The organism is Psychrobacter sp. KFRI-CH2-11, assembly GCF_038239325.1.
Lineage (GTDB): Bacteria > Pseudomonadota > Gammaproteobacteria > Pseudomonadales > Moraxellaceae > Psychrobacter > Psychrobacter celer.
In genome coordinates this window covers 1,738,418-1,753,739 of the sequence record NZ_CP151283.1, presented here as the reverse complement: position 1 = coordinate 1,753,739, position 15,322 = coordinate 1,738,418, and the positions used below count along the sequence as shown (strand labels likewise).

The 15,322-nt window shown below is 48.0% G+C and carries 12 protein-coding genes; 11 read left to right on the top strand and 1 reads right to left on the bottom strand.

Annotation, left to right across the window (positions count from 1 at the left end; all coding sequences use genetic code 11):
• Positions 1 to 40: 40 nt before the first annotated feature.
• From serC to msrB, 9 genes are all read left to right on the top strand, one after another.
• Positions 41 to 1,192, top strand: coding sequence for a 3-phosphoserine/phosphohydroxythreonine transaminase (gene serC / locus AADH33_RS07220; protein ID WP_348548435.1), 1,152 nt, complete (start codon positions 41 to 43; stop codon positions 1,190 to 1,192).
• A gap of 381 nt (positions 1,193 to 1,573) precedes the next feature.
• Positions 1,574 to 3,409: an extracellular solute-binding protein gene (locus tag AADH33_RS07215; protein WP_348548434.1), complete on the top strand. Its 1,836-nt coding sequence runs from the start codon at positions 1,574 to 1,576 to the stop codon at positions 3,407 to 3,409.
• A gap of 109 nt (positions 3,410 to 3,518) precedes the next feature.
• Positions 3,519 to 4,298, top strand: coding sequence for a hydroxyacylglutathione hydrolase (gene gloB / locus AADH33_RS07210; RefSeq protein WP_348548433.1), 780 nt, complete (start codon positions 3,519 to 3,521; stop codon positions 4,296 to 4,298).
• A gap of 20 nt (positions 4,299 to 4,318) precedes the next feature.
• Entirely contained in the window at positions 4,319 to 5,389 is a 1,071-nt protein-coding gene (gene yejB / locus AADH33_RS07205; RefSeq protein ID WP_348548432.1) for a microcin C ABC transporter permease YejB, read from the top strand.
• A 41-nt stretch (positions 5,390 to 5,430) separates the two neighbouring features.
• A complete protein-coding gene (locus AADH33_RS07200; protein ID WP_198336850.1) occupies positions 5,431 to 6,468 on the top strand; it encodes an ABC transporter permease in 1,038 nt (345 codons plus the stop codon).
• A 1-nt stretch (position 6,469) separates the two neighbouring features.
• Entirely contained in the window at positions 6,470 to 8,170 is a 1,701-nt protein-coding gene (locus AADH33_RS07195) for an ABC transporter ATP-binding protein (RefSeq protein ID WP_348548431.1), read from the top strand.
• A gap of 323 nt (positions 8,171 to 8,493) precedes the next feature.
• Positions 8,494 to 9,696: a low temperature requirement protein A gene (locus tag AADH33_RS07190; RefSeq protein ID WP_348548430.1), complete on the top strand. Its 1,203-nt coding sequence runs from the start codon at positions 8,494 to 8,496 to the stop codon at positions 9,694 to 9,696.
• Positions 9,697 to 9,917: 221 nt separating this feature from the next.
• Positions 9,918 to 11,210: an iron-containing alcohol dehydrogenase gene (locus AADH33_RS07185; RefSeq protein ID WP_348548429.1), complete on the top strand. Its 1,293-nt coding sequence runs from the start codon at positions 9,918 to 9,920 to the stop codon at positions 11,208 to 11,210.
• Positions 11,211 to 11,350: 140 nt separating this feature from the next.
• Positions 11,351 to 12,616 carry a peptide-methionine (R)-S-oxide reductase MsrB gene (msrB, locus tag AADH33_RS07180; RefSeq protein ID WP_348548428.1) on the top strand — a complete coding sequence of 422 codons (1,266 nt, stop codon included), beginning with the start codon at positions 11,351 to 11,353 and terminating at the stop codon, positions 12,614 to 12,616.
• A gap of 104 nt (positions 12,617 to 12,720) precedes the next feature.
• On the opposite strand, the gene folE is transcribed toward msrB, so the two are convergent.
• Positions 12,721 to 13,317 carry a GTP cyclohydrolase I FolE gene (gene folE, locus AADH33_RS07175; RefSeq protein WP_172953095.1) on the bottom strand — a complete coding sequence of 199 codons (597 nt, stop codon included), beginning with the start codon at positions 13,315 to 13,317 and terminating at the stop codon, positions 12,721 to 12,723.
• A gap of 339 nt (positions 13,318 to 13,656) precedes the next feature.
• Here folE and AADH33_RS07170 point away from each other — a divergent pair, with 339 nt between their 5' ends.
• Together AADH33_RS07170 and AADH33_RS07165 are read left to right on the top strand one after the other, a co-directional pair.
• Entirely contained in the window at positions 13,657 to 14,463 is an 807-nt protein-coding gene (locus AADH33_RS07170; protein WP_075100887.1) for an enoyl-ACP reductase FabI, read from the top strand.
• A gap of 128 nt (positions 14,464 to 14,591) precedes the next feature.
• A complete protein-coding gene (locus tag AADH33_RS07165; RefSeq protein WP_100749655.1) occupies positions 14,592 to 15,260 on the top strand; it encodes a YoaK family protein in 669 nt (222 codons plus the stop codon).
• Positions 15,261 to 15,322 lie beyond the last annotated feature (62 nt).

Below are 15,322 nucleotides of genomic sequence, written 5' to 3'. Positions count from 1 at the left end.
TAACCAACAATGATGACCTCATCAATTTAGGATAATAACCATGTCTACAACCCCAGAATCCATCCGCACATCCAACGCCTCTACCAATCCAAACGCTGCCGCGCATCGTCTGCCAAACTTCTGTGCGGGTCCTGCGACCATGCCCACCACCGTCTTAGAGCGTGCACAAAGCGAGCTGCTTGACTGGCAAGGGCGCGGCCTTTCGGTGATGGAGATGAGCCATCGTAGTAAAGACTATGTCGCTATCACAGAAAAGGCTGAGAGCAAGTTACGGGCATTGATGGAGATTCCAGATAACTATAAAGTGCTGTTTTTGCAAGGCGGTGCCAGCTTACAGTTTTCGGCGATTCCTCTGAATTTATTAAATGGTGGGCGCGGTGACTATTTAACGACGGGCGCTTGGTCAGGTAAAGCGGTCAAAGAAGCCAAACGCTATGAAGCCTTGGGGTTGGGCGCAGTCAATGTGGTCGCCACTGGCAAAGACAGTAACTTTACTGACGTGCCAGCCCAAAGCGAGTGGAACCTAAGCGACGATGCGGCGTATTTTCACTACTGTGCCAACGAAACCATTCACGGTCTACAGGTATTTGAGCCGCCACAAGTCGACGCGCCTATTATTGCCGATATGTCTTCTTGCATTTTGTCGCAGCCGATAGATGTGTCAAAGTTTGGCATGATTTACGCCGGCGCCCAAAAAAACATCGGTCCGGCAGGTCTTATCATTGTCATCATCCGTGAAGACTTGCTTGGCCGTGCCAGTGAGTGGTGCCCTATGCTCATGAACTATGAGCACCAAGTCGAAAAAGCGTCGATGTCAAACACCCCAGCGACGTACTCATGGTACTTGGCAGGATTGGTGTTTGATTGGTTAGAGGCGCAGGGCGGCGTGGCTGCGATCGGCAAGATTAACCAGCAAAAAGCCGACTTGCTCTACCAAACCATTGACGACAGCAGTTTTTATAACAACCCCGTTGCCCCTGAGCATCGCTCTATCATGAACGTGCCTTTCACCTTGGCAGACAGCAGTCTGGATAAGGTGTTTTTAGAAGAGTCAGAGGCCGCAGGACTATTGAACCTAAAAGGTCACCGTGATGTCGGCGGTATGCGTGCCAGTATTTATAATGCCGTACCGCTTGAGTGGGTACAGCAGCTGGTGGATTTTATGATTGCCTTTGAAAAAAAGCACGCTTAATCAAGCGGTCGCTATAACTCAAACGCTATCACACAAATACTAAAAGATAAAAAGACAAAAAGGACGCCACTTTTATAAGTGGCGTCTTTTTTATGAGCAGGCGCTTTTATTGTCAGTCAAAAAAACCGCTGGGCAAACCTGCTGTATACCTAAAAACGTGCCTCTACTGATGTAAATCCACCTCATCGCTGCGCTGTATTATCAAAAAAGCCTCGAGCATGACGACATCAATCCAGCAAATCATTAGGTGAAAAAACCTAAGTTTGTTATGATAAAATTTTCCGAGGGCAGAGCTTGGCATTGTTTTTTACGTGTTATGGCTATAATGCTCACGTTTTCGCGATGATAGGTACGGTAAGTAAAGAGGTCTATTGATACCCCATGACGCCCAAAAAAGCCCTGCCAAAAACCGTTTTGTTTGCTCTGGTCATCAGCTGGCTGCCGATAGCTATGGCAGCGCCTGTCACCACGACAGCGCTTGGTCATAATAGCACCACTGAATATGCCGACGCCCCATATATGCCCTATGCCAATCCAAATGCGCCCAAAGGCGGCACACTGTCACTCGATGCGCGCGGCACCTTTAATGCGGCCAATAAATGGATGACCACGGGGGTGGCGATGGTCGGTACCGACTATCTGTACGACACGTTGATGACCGGATCATTAGATGAAGCCTTTACCATGTATCCGCAGTTGGCCAGCAAAGTCACCTACGACCCGGATGATACCAGCTGGATTATCTATCATATCAATCCTGCGGCGCGTTTTTGGGATGGCACAGAGGTCACCAGTCATGATGTCAAAGCCACTTATGACGCCATATTAAATAAAGGCCCGATGTATATTCGTAGCTATTTGGGCGATATCAAAGACATCCAAATTGTCGATAAGCGGCGAGTCAAGTTTGTCTTTACCTCCGATGATAATAAAGAGATTCTATTAACAGTCGGGCAGTTTCCAGTGTTTGCCAAATCCTCTATTGATACCGACTTTGAAAAAATCAGCCTAACGCCGCTCATGGGCAGTGGGCCTTATAAGCTAGGCCGCGTCGATGCAGGGCGTTCAGTCAGCTATGTTCGTGACCCCAATTATTGGGGGCGGGATTTGATGGTCAATCGCGGTCGCTATAACTTTGATAGGATTAAGTTTGTCTACTACCAAAGTGATGAGATTGCCTTTGAAGGGTTTAAGTCTGGTCAATATCGCTTTCGCCCAGAAAATAAAGCATCAAACTGGGCAACTGGTTATCGCTTCCCAGCGGTAAAAGCAGGGCTCATTAAAAAAGAAACCATCAGCAGTCAAAACCCAGTACCTATGCAGGCGCTGGTGATGAATTTGCGCCGGCCATTGTTTCAAGACATTCGCGTGCGCCAAGCACTGAGCGCCGCTTATGACTTTGAATGGATGAATAAGACACTGTTTCATGGTCAGTATGAGCGCCTGCAAAGCTTTTTTCATGGCTCGGAGCTTGCGGCTTCTGGTACGCCATCGCCTACCGAGATGCAGGTATTGAGTCCATTGCTATCTAAGCTTGAACCGATACAGCGCCGTGCAGTATTAACGGAGTGGCAACTGCCCACCAGTGATGGTAGTGGCTTTAATCGTGAAGGGTTATTAAAGGCGCGTGCGCTTTTGCTAGATGCAGGTTTTTATTATGACGATATGCAGCTATATCAGCCTAATGGTAAGCGTGCTCGGATTGAGATGCTGATGACGGGCGAGGCCATGGGACGTGTATTGCTGCCTTATATTCGTAATCTCAAGCGTCTAGGGTTCGATGCGACCTTGCGGCAAGTCGATGGCCCACAATATTACGAGCGAATGCGCCGCTTTGATTATGATATGGTGGTCAATAAATTTGCCCAAAGCTTATCGCCTGGTGCTGAGCAAGTAGGGTTTTGGGGTAGTAGCGCTGCCGATGAGACGGGCAACCGAAACACGGCGGGTATCAAAAACGCGGCGATAGATGAGGTGATAGAGCGATTAGGCGACGCCGAAAGTCGTGAAGAGATTGTTTTATATACGCACGTCCTTGATCGTCTGCTACGCGCAGGTCACTATATGGTACCGCTATATGGCAAATCTAGTACCAATGTTGCCTACTGGAATCAGTATCGCCATAATGGCACACTGCCGACCAATGCAGTCGGAATCGACTACTGGTGGGTGGATAAAGCAGCCGAAGCGCGCGTTAATAACTACTTGAAAAAATAAACGATGGCTTGGGCACCCAAGATCTAACGTATCGTTTATCAAAAATAGCCATTCTCAATACTTGAATAAAAAGATAAGCAACACCTATAACTACTGGTAAGGATTTGATATGAGTATTCGTATTCACCCGATTAAAGCGTTTAATGACAACTATATCTGGGCGCTCATTAATGAAAATAACAAGCAAGCCATCGTCATTGATCCGGGTCAAGCTGAGCCTGTCGCTGCTTATCTAGAAGACAATGAGCTGGAGCTGACGTCTATCTGGACCACCCACCATCATCATGATCATATCGGCGGTGTGGCAGAGCTACAAGAGTCTTATCCGATGACGCATCTGGTGGCCCATGGCGAGCATACGGTCGATGAAGACCAGACCATCAAGGATGGCAGCACGGTCAGTGCCTGGGGCTGCGCGGCGCAAGTATGGGACGTGTCGGGTCATACGGCAAGTCACGTGGCTTATGTCTTAGATATCGATGGTCAAAAGCATTGCTTTTGCGGAGATACCTTGTTTAGTGCTGGCTGCGGCCGCGTGTTTACAGGAACGATAGAGCAGCTGCATGAGAGCTTTAAGCGTTTAAACGGACTGCCTGCCGAGACATTACTGTATCCGGCACACGAGTATACCGCTAGCAATCTACGCTTTGGTCTCTCTATCGAGCCTGCCAATGAGGCGATGCAGCAAGCATTGGCGCAAGCAGAAGAAAAGACCGCCCAAGGCATCCCGACACTGCCGGTGACCTTAGCGCATGAGCGTGCTGTTAATGTGTTTTTGCGCACTCAGGAGCCGAGTGTGATCGCAGGTGTCAAGGCCAAGATAGCGATCGATGATGATAAATCACTGACGGTATTTGCCGCGCTACGTGAGCTGAAAAACAACTTCTAATTATTTTAGGAAGCTGACATATGGGTCGTTATATCTTAAAAAGATTGCTGCTGATATTACCGACGCTATTTTTGATATTGTTGGCGAACTTTGTGATTGTACAAGCGGCGCCAGGCGGTCCTGTGGAGCAGCAGCTAGCATTGATTGAGCAGGGCGCAAAAGACAATGCGCTTGGCGGCAATATCGGCGCGGGCAGTGCAGGCGGCAATGATAGTACCTACCAAGGCACGCGCGGCCTATCTGAGGAGATGGTAGCCGCAATCAATGCGCAATATGGCTTTGATAAGTCAGCGCCTGAGCGCTTTTGGCTGATGCTAAAGAACTACGCCCAGTTAGATTTTGGTGAGTCGTTTTTTAAGGGTCAGACGGTGACCGATCTGATTATAGAAAAGCTGCCAGTCTCTATCTCACTTGGGCTGTGGAGTACGCTGCTGATATATATGATTGCCATCCCACTTGGTATCTACAAAGCCATGCATCATGGCTCAGGGATTGATAAAGCCACCGCTATGCTGCTGGCTATCGGTCATGCGATACCTGTGTTTGTGTTTGCCGTCATACTGCTGGTGTTTTTTGCGGGTGGCAGCTACTGGAATATCTTTCCACTGCAAGGACTGACCTCCGAGAATTTTGATCAGTTAAGTACCTTGGGTAAAGTAAAAGATTACTTTTGGCATCTGGCACTGCCACTGCTGGCAAGTACCGTTGGTGGTTTTGCAGGCTTAACCTATTTGACCAAGTTTAGCTTTTTAGAGGAGCTGGGTAAGCAGTATGTCCTCACCGCACGCGCCAAAGGCTTAGGCGCGCGTCAAGTGCTGTACGGTCATGTGTTTCGTAACGCGATGCTGATTATCATCGCCGGTATCCCCGCGGCCATCGTTGGGATTTTCTTTGCCGGTAATTTTCTTATTGAAATCATCTTTAAACTCGATGGTTTAGGACTGCTTGGCTTTGAGGCCATTCAGCAGCGTGATTATCCAGTGATATTTGGCACGCTGTTTATCTTTACCTTAGTTGGTCTACTATTGCAGCTCATCAGTGATTTAAGTTATCACCTTATTGATCCGCGTATTGATTTTGAGGGTCGCTAATGTCAAGTCAACCATCACCTTCAGCGCCTGCAAGTCCGTCTATGACGATGACAAAAAAACGCCGCCTAAATCCTATCTGGCAAGCACGCCTAAACCGCTTTCGCCGTAATCGTCTTGGCGTCGTATCGCTCGCTATTTTTGCCCTGATATTTGTCCTTTGTATGGCAGCCAATGTGATTGCCAATGACAAGCCGCTACTGGTGCAGTATCAAGGCGATTACTATTTTCCCGTGCTAAAGGCCTATCCTGAAACGACGTTTGGCGGTGTGTTTGAGACCGAAACCAATTATAAAGACCCTGCGGTGCAAACGCTGATTAATGAGCAAGGCTTTTATGTGATGCCGCCCATTCCCTTTGCCGATCAGACGCCAAACGTTGCGCTGGGTCTGCCTTATCCTGCGCCGCCCAATAGCCAAAACTGGCTGGGTACGGATGATTTGGGCCGTGATGTGCTGGCGCGTATACTTTATGGTATGCGGGTATCATTACTGTTTGGTATCGCTTTGACGCTAGCGGGGGCGATGATTGGTATTATTGTAGGGGCGATACAAGGCTATTACGGTGGCTGGGTGGATTTGGCAGGCCAGCGATTTATGGAAGTGTGGGGCGGGATGCCGCAGCTGTTTATGATTATTATTTTGGTCAGCTTGTTTAGTCCGAGCATCTTTATGCTGTTTGCCATGATGCTACTATTTGGCTGGATGGGATTGGTCGGTTTGGTACGCGCCGAGTTTTTGCGGGCGCGTAACTTTGATTATGTCCGCGCAGCTCGTAACCTTGGGGTATCGGACAGCCGTATTATGATGAGGCATATCTTGCCCAATGCCTTGGCCTCTAGCTTATCGCAGTTGCCGTTTATCCTAACGGCCAATATCATTGCCTTAACCGCGCTAGATTTTTTAGGGTATGGCTTACCGCCTGGCTCGCCGTCACTTGGTGAGCTGATGGTACAAGGCAAAAACAACCTTGATGCGCCTTGGCTGGCCTTATCAGGGTTTTTTAGTCTGACTTTTATCTTATCCTTGCTCATCTTCGTTGGCGAAGCGTTGCGTGATGCGTTTGATCCGAGGCGCTCCTGAAATGACAACTGATAAGATGATACACGCCAATATGATAACTACTACTGAACAAAGCAGCCTTTTAGGTGACAATCATAGCAATGTACAAAACAAGCTGATGCTGGTAGTAGATAAACTTAGTATCGTCACTGACGCAGATATCGTTTTAGTCGATAAGCTAACGTACGAGCTGCGACAAGGGGAGACGCTGGCTATCGTCGGTGAATCAGGCTCTGGCAAGTCGATCGCCAGTCTTGCACTGTTGGGACTGTTACCCGAAAGTTTGCGCGTCACAGGTGAAGTGCAGTTGGCAGACGCGGCAAAAATGACGACATTGCCGATAAGCAATCATAAAACACGTGATGCAGCGCTGCGCGCTATCCGTGGTCAGCGCATCGCTATGGTGTTTCAAGAGCCGATGACAGCGCTGAACCCATTACATACCGTTGCTAAGCAAATCGCCGAGTCGTTGCGTCTAAGCGGCGTACCCAAAAAGCACTGGCGAGACAGGAGCATCGCTTTGCTAAGTGATGTCAATATTACTGACCCTGCTGACAAGCTGCATCGCTATCCACATGAGCTGTCAGGCGGCCAACGCCAGCGGGTGATGATCGCCATGGCGTTGGCGCAGCAGCCTGATATCTTAATCGCTGATGAGCCAACCACTGCGCTGGATGTCACTCTGCAGCATGAGATTCTTGAGCTGCTAGATAGGCTTAAGCGGCAGCATCAGATGGCAATGATACTCATCAGCCATGATCTTAATTTGGTCAAACGCTATAGCGATAACGTCATCGTCATGCGCCAGGGCCAGACGGTCGAACAAGGGCCAACGGCAGAGGTGTTTAATCAGCCAGCAGCTGACTATACTCGCACCCTTATCGAGCAAGATTTTGGCCAAGCATTAGATCTATTTGATGACAATCAAAGTCAGCGGCCAACCGTATTGCAAGTCAGTCATTTAAAAGTACAGTTTCCGATTGAAAAAAGTCTGTTTGGCGGCGTCAAGCGCTGGTTTGATGCAGTAAAAAACGTCGATATGACGCTGCAAAAAGGGCAAGCGCTCGGTATCGTTGGCGAGTCCGGCTCTGGCAAAACCACCATTGCCCTGGCGCTGAGCCAATTACTGAGTCATCAAGCGCGCATCAGTGGTCAGGTTATGGTCAATGGCCAAGATATCGCGGCGTTGTCTAGGAGTGAGCTGCGAAAATCCCGCTCGCAGATTCAGATGGTATTTCAAGACCCCTTTGCCAGTATCAACCCACGCATGACCGTGATGCAAGTCATCGAAGAAGGACTGTTGGTTCAAGGTGTCGATAAAAAAACACGTCACAGCGCTGTTATAGAGAGCTTAGCGACAGTGCATCTGCCGAGTGAGTTTGCCCAGCGCTATCCGCATGAGCTATCAGGCGGTCAGCGTCAGCGGGTGGCGCTTGCCCGTGCGCTAATCATGCAGCCAAGCCTATTGATACTAGATGAGCCAACGTCTGCACTTGATAGTAGCACACAGGTTACTGTGGTCAGTTTGCTACGAGAGATTCAAGCAAAACTACAGCTCAGTTATGTGTTTATCAGTCATGATCTAAAAGTGGTGCGTGCCCTGTGTCAGCACATCATGGTACTAAAAGAAGGCACGAGCATCGAGTCTGGAGCGACCGAAGCTGTTTTTGACAATCCAAAGCATCCGTATGCCAAGCAATTACTGCAGGCGAGTATGCTTTAGTTTAGGGCGTATTGAACATTCAAATATTAGGACTGCTGATAGATAAAATCGCACCAAACTAGGCGTAAACCGACGATAATGTTGAGGCCTTAGCTAGGTTTACAACACCGTTTGGGGTGATTTTAGCATCAGCCCTTCGGGGCGGGGCTATTTTTTGCCAATACATGGCGAAATTGTCTATCCTAGAATGACTAGGCTTCGAAAATTTCACTGCGTATTGCCTGAAAAATAGCCGCCGCCAGTGCCACATTTGAATGTTCAACACGCCCTAAGCCGTCAGAATAAAATAACTATACGAATTTATAAAATCTGGAACACCATAGATGATAAGTAGGCTCAAAATAAAATCCATTCGAGCGCGTGATACCAGTGAGCCAAACAGGCCTTCGACCACGCTTGAACTATTGTTTGACTTGGTCTATGTCATTGCCGTAGCGGCGGCGGCTCATGGTTTTTATAGCCGTTTAAGTGAGCATGACTTATCGGGGTTTTTGACCTTTATTGTGGCGTTTTTTATCCTTTGGAATGCATGGACCAGCTTTACTTGGTTTGCCTCGGGATACGACCCTGACGACTGGTTTTATCGCATATCCGTGATGTTTCAGATGTTTGGCTCACTAATGATAGCAGCCAATATTCATCAATTTTATGAGCAAGGATTGACATGGATTGGGGTGACAGGGTACGCCATTATGCGGCTGGCGAGCTGCAGCCAGTGGTGGCGCGTTTATCGGCAAGTACCAGGTCATCAAAAAGTCGCTTGGCGTAGTATGGTGGGCTTGCTAGGCTTACAAGCCTTATGGATAAGTTGGCTGTTTTTGCCCGCGTCTCTACAGACGCCTGCTTTGTTTTTATTCATCCTAGCAGAGCTACTGATGCCAGTCTGGGCGCGCTCAGAGCAGTTTGATAACTGGCATCCTGGGCACATTGCCGAGCGTTATGGCTTGCTTACCATCATCGTATTGGGCGAGGGCGTGGTCGGGGTTAGCAATACCATTCAATACTTTTTGACCCATTCAGCATCAGCCGCCAGCTCCATCATATTTTTAGGCTCAAGTTTGGTGGCCTTGGTGTTTTCGTTATGGTGGCTATATTTTATCGTACCCTTTGATAGGATTTTAAACAAAGAACGTCGCCGTCATGATTTGTTTTTATTTGGCTATGGTCACTTTTTTATTTTTGCCTCGATTGCAGGTCTCGGCAGTATGCTCAATTTGGTTACAGAATCTGTCGCTGGTGATAATGGCAATGTGATATCTCAAACGTATGCGATGGGGATGCTAAGTGGAATGCTCAGCGTATTTTTATTGACCCTCACCATACTGCGGGAGCTGATGTGCCGTAAGTCGAGCCGTAATATGATGGCGATACTAATGGCCTTTGTGGTCATTGGGCTAAGTTATACTGCCGTAGCGCTAGGCTTGCCGATTATTTATGGTATTTGGCTAATTATTTTGGCACCTGTGGTGATGATTTGGTTTTTTGGGCGAGACAACGAGCATTGGCTGGCTAAGGATGGCGGTTAAGCGCGTTTGCGACAGGTTTGGCCGTGATGGTGTGACAGCATGACAATATGACAGCGTGAAAAGCAGAACAAAGTGAAAAGTAGAACAAGGCAGTTCACAGTAAGTGCGACATCACAAAAACGGCAGTGGTACAATAAATTTAAACAGTCGTTTGCTTGATACAGCAGTGATAGGGTATCTGGCATGGTTTAAAGACATCATAAAAAAGGATTTTTGTACCCATGAAACACCCAAATCGTCTCTCTAGATTGATCAATACCAATGGTTTACAGCATGCAGGCTATCTGGCAGTCGCCAAGACTCGCGCCAAAGTGCTAAAAGCGTTTTCTTATGTTGTGCCGATTAGAAGACCGATGTTGTTTGTCGGTGAGACCTCATGCGAGGAGCTGTGCGATATGCTGATAAATGAAGGCAACGCTCATGTCTTTATCGTCACAGATGCTGTGCTTAATAAGCTGGGCATCCCTGCCAAAGTCACCGACTATCTGGATGAAAAAAATATCCGCTACCATATCTATGATGGTATCACGCCAGACCCGACGTTTGCTGTGGTTAAAGAAGGATTGCGCCAATCTGTCGCCGCCAAGTGCGATTCGATTATTGCCATCGGCGGCGGTTCGGTTATTGATGCGGCCAAAATGATCGCCATGGCCCAAGGCAATAAATGCCAGCCTGAGCAATTGATCGGACTTTTAAAAGCTAAAAAGCCCTCTGCACCGCTTTATTGTATTCCTACCACTGCTGGTACTGGCTCGGAGGCGACTCTAGGCGCGGTGGTGTCTGATGATAAAACTCACCAAAAAGCGCTGTCGATTGACCCCAGAATGGTACCTCTAGCAGCCGCTATCGATCCAGCCATCATGCAAGGCATGCCATCCCATATCACCGCCGATACCGGTATCGATGTACTGACGCATGCCTTAGAGGCATGGATGAGTGCCAACGCCAGCGTTGAGACCGATTATTATGCCGCGTCTGCGGTCAAATCTGTCATGCAGTATCTGCCACTGGCGTATCAAGATGGTGGTAATTTAAAAGCACGTAAAGAGATGGGAGTAGCGGCGCACTATGGTGGCATCGCCTTTAACAAAGCGGGTCTTGGCTATGTCCATGCCATCGCGCACCAGCTAGGGGCGTATTATGGTATTCCTCATGGTCGTGCCAATGCCATCGTCTTGCCTTATGTGCTAGACGTCAATCGTCAAGCAAGCAAAAAAAGACTGGCCAAGCTGGCCAAGCAGACAGGAATGATTAGGCAAGGCAACGCTGGTAATAGCGATGCTGAGATCGCCGATCATCTTATCGCGCAAGTGCGCGACTTGATTGCTAGTTTACACATCGACCCAACGGTAAAAGGCATGCAAAGCAGTGATTTTGATGACATCGCAAAAGCGGCGGCAAAAGAAGTCAGTGATACTTATGCGGTGCCGACTTATCTATCAGCTGCCGAAATCAAAGACATCCTGACAAAGATCAAACACGCCAGTGAACAGCATATTGGCGCTGCTGGATGACATAACGCCTATTACCAAGCAGTAGTAGGTTTTTTTGGTAAAATGCATTTGATTTTACGGATATAAATAACAGTGTAGGCATATTTGTGTGAGACCAATGCGTTACAATCATGACATGATATAACGCTCAGGAGCACTTTATGACAGATCAATCACTGGTGAGTAATAGGCCGTCAATCAGATGGTTAGGGCTGGTCATCGTCGCCAGCAGTGCGTTTTATGTCGGGTGCGCTGCGACTGAAAATACCAGCCCGCCAAACGCCAGCTCTATTGATAATCCTTATGCCCCAACTGATCCAAACTTGGCAGTGGCCACGGTTGCAGGTGGGTGCTTTTGGTGTGTCGAAGCCGGTTACGAAAAAATACCTGGTGTCATCGAGGTGGTCTCAGGATATACAGGAGGTCAATCGACCAATCCCACTTATAGTACGGTATCAGCCGGTGGCACAGGCCATACCGAAGCGGCACAAGTATATTATGACCCTACCAAAATCACTTATAATGGTATCGTGCAAGCCTTATGGCGTATCGCTGATCCTACCGATGATAAAGGCCAATTCGTCGATCGCGGTACGCAGTATCGTCCAGCAATTTTTTATCATAATGAGCAAGAAAAGCAGATAGCGAAAGCAGCTAAGCAGTCGCTACAAGCCTCTGGCGTCTATGACAAACCTGTCGTGATCGAAATCGTTGCAGCCAGCGATTTTTATCCTGCAGAAGCCTACCATCAAGACTACTATAAAAAAAATCCAATCCGCTACAAAGCTTATACCTTCAACTCTGGCCGCTACCAGTTTATCAAAAGCGTCTATGGCGATGACTACGAGCTAGATTTTGATCAGTTTAAGCCTAGCGCTACAGAAACAAAGGCGACAGACATACGTATAAACACCAGTGGCGCTGCTGCGGCTGAGGCTACGGCACCAGTACAAACCACCGCTACTGGTTTTGATCCAAAAGCCTTTATAAAGCCCTCAACAGAGCAGCTAAAACAGTCGCTCACAGCCATGCAGTATAAAGTCACCCAAAAAGACGATACCGAGCGTGCCTTTGACAATGAGTACTGGGATAATAAATCGCCTGGGCTTTATGTCGATGTGGTCTCGGGCGAGCCGTTGTATTCTTCACGTGATAAGTACCAATCTGGCACAGGCTGGCCCAGTTTTACTCGCCCACTTGCGGCAGATCTTGTCGTAGAAAAAGCCGACCGAGGCATATTTGGTACCCGTACCGAGATTCGTAGCCGTTATGCTGATTCGCACGTGGGTCATGTCTTTGATGATGGTCCAGCGCCGACAGGTAAGCGTTATTGTATGAACTCTGCGGCACTGCGTTTTATACCGCTGGCGCAGATGAAAAAAGAAGGCTATGGCGATTGGATCGCTCAGGTAAAGCCGAACGTCTAAGGCTGACGAAAACTGATAAAAAAGGATACTGAGCGCAGTATCCTTTTTGGGTTTTGTTTGGGCGTTTATCTGGGTTTAGATGTTAGGCTTAATTGCTTGCGACATTAAAACGCAGGCCGACGCTTGGGCACCGCGTCCAAAAACTCATTACGTGCTTGATTGTCGTGAAGGTACTCACCCAGCATGGCGGTACTACGGGTGGTTGACTGCTGTTTGTTGACACCGCGCATCATCATACACATATGCGAGGCATCCATTACCACAGCTACCCCGCGACACCCTGTCACATCCATGATGGTTTGGGCGACTTGCTCGCTTAGGTTTTCTTGGATTTGCAAGCGGCGAGCAAACATATCGACGATGCGCGCAAACTTTGACAGACCCAGCACATGACCATTTGGTAAATAACCGATATGCGCCACGCCATGAAACGGTAGCATATGATGCTCACACAGCGAGTAAAACTCGATGTTTTGCACCAATACAAGCTCGCGATTGGTCGATGGAAACACCGCGTCATTGACGACTTCTTCTAAGCTTTGGTGATAGCCTTGCGTCAAATAAGAAAACGCCTTTGCTGCTCGTGCAGGCGTGTCTAGTAAGCCTGGGCGATTTAAGTCTTCGCCAGTTGAGTCAATCAATTGACGATAAGAGTCGATATTTTCTTTATAATCTGGAGTGATGATGGGGGTATTACTCATAAGTTTGGCAGCCATCCAAAATGTGGGTGTAGCTTAACGCTAAATCCTCAGTTACAAACACTCGATTACAAGCAAGGGTTGTAAGGGATTTTTATAAAAATTGTGCAAGCTGGGAAGGGCTGTGATTATACTTGAAAAAGGCTTAACTTCATACCGCTGTGGCCAGAGTTGCGCGTTTTATCGATATCAGGCATCACCATAAGATAGAGGATACCAGCATCTGTATCAGCAAGTACAGTTTACGACTGTTTACTTAAATCAATTCGTGTATAATGAGTCATCTTTTTATCATACTTATAATGAGCATTTATACTCTCGAACGATTCAAAAGGAAATATTATGCTACTGCAAGGACAACGATTTGTCGTAACTGGCATCGCAAGTAAACTCTCTATCGCATGGGCGATCGCAGAAGCGTTGCACCGTGAAGGCGCTTCATTGATTTTGACTTATCCAAATGAGAAAATCAAAAAACGGGTAGACATGGCTGCCGAAGCGTTTGAGGCAGACTTGGTGTTAGAGTGTGATGTCGCCTCAGATGACTCTATCGCCGCTTGCTTTGAGCAAATCACCGCACATTGGGGCGATGGTATCGATGGCGTCGTACATGCTATTGGCTTTGCGCCAATGGATCAGCTCGACGGCGATTTTGTTAGCGCCACCACTCGTGAGGGCAGTCAAATCGCGCACGATATCTCAAGCTACAGTTTTGTAGCACTGGCCAAAGAGGCGCGGTCGCTGCTAGCCATGCGTCATGGCTCGATGCTGACACTGACTTATGAAGGTAGTATCTCAGTATTGCCAAACTATAATGTTATGGGGATGGCCAAGGCAAGCTTGGAGGCCAGTGTGCGTTATCTAGCGACATCGATGGGCGGTGAAGGCATTCGTGTCAACGCCATATCAGCAGGGCCTATCCGTACGCTGGCTGCCAGCGGCATCAAGTCTTTTAGAAAAATGCTCGATATCAGCGAAAAAATAGCGCCGCTACAACGCAATATCACCCAAACAGAGGTCGGTAACGCAGCGTTGTTCTTGCTATCACCATGGGCTTCAGGTATCACCGGTGAGATTATGTTTGTGGATGCTGGGTTCAATACCGTGGCCATCAGCGAGCAGCTAATGATGGCTGATGAGTCAAAGTAGCCGCTCAAGATAAGTGCATGAACTGACATATTCAGTGATATTATTTAGCAAAGACAGAAGGCAGCCTATGGGCTGTCTTTTTTGGTTATAATAAAGGCTTTTTGGCCCTAAGCCATGAAACGATAAATATGATCACCAAACTACCAAAGTGGATATTGTGGGGCGGCGCGATTTTAGCGTTTAGTGCCGGTTGCGTCAATACAGCGGCGCTGATGGGCTTTGCACGTCTTTCTGTCTCGCACGTCACGGGTAATGTGAGCCTGTTTGCCGCTGCAATCGCTTATATGGATGCCCGTAGTATCTTGTATATCGGGGCGCTGTTACTGTCGTTTTTGGCAGGCGCGATATTGAGCGGTTATGTGATCGGGCAGACGTCCCTAAAGCTTGGGCGACGTTATGGTCGCGCGTTATATATCGAGGCGGCACTACTACTACTCAGTTATTGGCTATATCAGCAGCATGACTACTTAGGGCAGCTGGCGGCAGCGATGGCCTGCGGCTTACAAAATGCCATGGTAGCGACTTATAGTGGGGCCGTCATCCGCACGACTCATTTGACAGGTCTTACCTCAGATATGGGTGCGGCCATCGGAAACTGGCTGGCAGGTCGTGCCATCAGCAAGCCTACCTTAGGGTTTCAAGCGGTTATCTGGTACTGCTTTTGTGGTGGCAGTGCGCTTGGGGCGTTTTTATTTGCAAAGGTCGGTTATGATACGCTGTTTGTGCCCATTAGCATCGTGCTCAGCGCGGCGTTTATTTATAACTATGTTTCAGACCGTTTGCCGGAGAAAAGATAACTTAGAATAAAGATAAGCGAAAAAAGCGCTCATTATAATAATGAGCGCTTATAGCAAACAAT